This window comes from Halalkalibaculum sp. DA384 (assembly GCF_043951955.1).
Taxonomy (GTDB): domain Bacteria; phylum Bacteroidota; class Rhodothermia; order Balneolales; family Balneolaceae; genus JAMQKA01.
Genome location: NZ_JBINJE010000075.1, coordinates 1 through 2538 on the forward strand (window position 1 = coordinate 1; position 2538 = coordinate 2538).

Here is a 2538-nt window from a genome sequence, read left to right on the forward strand (position 1 = left end):
ACCGGCAGCGAGCAGGAGCGGACGGCAGCGCCGTCCAGGTGCACGGTACAGGCCCCGCACTGGGCGATGCCGCATCCGAATTTGGTGCCGGGCAGATCCAGGTGATCCCGCAGCACCCACAACAGCGGGGTGTCCGGGGCTGCATCCACCTGGTGCTCTTCATTATTGATGTTGAGTGTAAATGTTGTCATAATTCCCGTGTTAACCGGTTAACAATAACTATATGTTACGATTCCCGACCTGCCATATCCTGGTCTGCAACCATAAACGGCTGGTTGTAATATCGCGTGCCCGTGGCCTGGTAAAGAGCATTCGCGAACGCCCCAATAACAGGCGGCAGCGGCGGTTCTCCCAGGCCGGTTGGATGGATATCGCTCTCAACAAAGAAGACCTCGATCTCCGCGGGCGCCTGCGCATTCCGGATTAAGCTGTAATCGTTGAAGTTATCCTGGTCCGGAGCCCCGTTTTCGAAGGTCAGTTGGCTGTAGAGAGCATGCCCCAGCCCGTCAATAATACCGCCTTCTACCTGGTTGATGGCTCCTTCCCGGTTAACCACAATACCACAATCAACGGCGCACCATACTTTTTGAATGTCGATGGAGTCTCCTTCTTTCACCAGGTCCACCACCTCTGCCACGTATGAATTATGGCAGTAATACGCCGCCACTCCCCGGTAAACGCCCGGCATCGATTGTCCCCAGTTCGATTTATCTCGCACCAGTTTGAGAACGCCCGCGTAGCGTTCAGGATCATAATCATTATTTTCGCCTACAGGATCGTTTATCGCCCGGTCGAACAGTTCCAGCCGAAATTCGATGGGATCTTTACCGGCCGCTTCGGCAAGCTCATCAATAAACGATTGCTCCGCACCCGCAGTAAAATTCGATCGGGGTGCGCGCCAGGCACCCGTCGTGATATTTGTTTCTACTCCGACATTCACAGAAGAATAGTGGTCAACAGTCCCGGCGGGATACCGGTTCGCAAAAAGCGGGCTTGACGGGATGCCGGCTCCTTTGGCCTGGAATGTCAGCAGGTTTCCATTGCCGTCAAGCGAGGCCTTGTAGTTAATGGCGTAGGCGGGCCGATAGGTGCCCTGGGTCATATCATCTTCCCGGGTATAAATCAGTTTTACCGGTCCCCCGATTTTTTGGGAAATGGCAGCAGCTTCCAACCCGAAGTTGCCGTACAACCTCCGGCCGAACCCGCCGCCCATTCTCGTCATATCTACTTTTATGTTGGACTCGGGGATATCCAGCAGCTGGGCCGCCGACGCCCGCAGCGGTTCCGGCGTTTGAATGGGGCCGATCAATTCGGCATGGTCATCGCTGACGTTCGCCCAAAAGTTCATCGGTTCCAGCGTATTGTGAGCCAGAAACGGGGCAGTGTAGGTGCTTTCCACAACGGTTTCCGCCGTCTCAATCGCCTGGTCAGGGTTCCCATCCTGCCGTACGACTTCTCCGGGGTCGTCGGAGATCGCTTCAGCCAGTCTGCGGGAATGATCCTGGCTGCTCTCCAGTTCGCCGGTGGCTTCCCATTCCTCATTTAAAGCACGCTTGGCCTTCATGACCTGCCAGGTGGTTTCCCCCGTAATGACCACCAATTCATTAAAGGCATTGACATCTGACCATTGTGGATCATTCAGGCTCGTATCGATGGTAAACACATCATGAATACCCGGCATCGACTTCACCTCGGTGGCGTCAAAAGATTTCAGCTTCATCCCAAAGGCGGGGGGATGCTTGATCATCGCAATGGCGGTGCCTTCCCGAGAAAAATCAATCCCGAATAACGGCTTGCCCGTGACAATTTTTTTGCCATCGACATTCTTTATGTACTTGCCTATCAGTTTGAAATCTTTCGTGTCCTTCAGTGGCACTTCGTCAGGTATGGGAATGTCAACCGCGGCGGAGGCTACCGCTCCATAGTTGAGGCGGTCCCCGGTGTTGGGGTTTGTAATAATGCCGTTTTCGGTGATGAGATCCCTGACATTGGCGCCCCATTGTTTAGCTGCCGCCGCCACCAGCAAGTACCGGGCCGTGGCGCCCGCCATCCTGAGGCTGTCCCATCCCTGGCGGATCGACTGGCTGCCCCCCGCCAACTGGCGGGTATATTTATTTGTATCGAGCGGCGCCTGTTCCACGGTTACCTGCTCCCAGTCGACATCCATCTCTTCGGCGACGATGAGTGGCATCGACGTCTTTACGTTCTGGCCGATTTCCGGGTTAGGAGACAAAATGGTGACCTTGCCATCCGGGGCAATCTTGATGTAGGCGTTGATATCGAACAGGTCATCCGGCAGATTGTCGACATCAGCCCCCTCGGCCACTGATGACATCCAGCTGAACCCGATCATGAGTCCACCGCCCCCAAGGGCCATCGTTTTTAGAAAAGATCGTCTTCCCATCGAAGTTTTTGCGCTTCCCATAATACCAGAATTTTAAGTGTTTGCGGCTGTTTTGATAGCTTTTCGAATTCTCAGGTAGGTACCGCAGCGGCACAAGTTGCCATTCATTGCGGACTTGATTTCTTCGTCTGAAG

General features: G+C 54.5%; 3 protein-coding genes. All 3 read right to left on the bottom strand.

What is annotated here, in order from left to right; translation table 11 throughout:
- Positions 1 to 191: (2Fe-2S)-binding protein (locus tag ACG2E4_RS18205; RefSeq protein WP_395262560.1), on the bottom strand; the 191-nt coding region annotated here is incomplete at its 3' end.
- 35 nt (positions 192 to 226) lie between these two features.
- Positions 227 to 2425: a molybdopterin cofactor-binding domain-containing protein gene (locus ACG2E4_RS18210; protein ID WP_395277479.1), complete on the bottom strand. Its 2199-nt coding sequence runs from the start codon at positions 2423 to 2425 to the stop codon at positions 227 to 229.
- 12 nt (positions 2426 to 2437) lie between these two features.
- Positions 2438 to 2538: 2Fe-2S iron-sulfur cluster-binding protein (locus ACG2E4_RS18215; RefSeq protein ID WP_395262561.1), on the bottom strand; the 101-nt coding region annotated here is incomplete at its 5' end.

Excerpts from the sequence above, each read along its gene's own strand:
- ACG2E4_RS18210 (WP_395277479.1), bottom strand. The coding sequence starts at position 2,425 with ATGGGAAGCGCAAAAACTTCGATGGGAAGACGATCTTTTCTAAAAACG.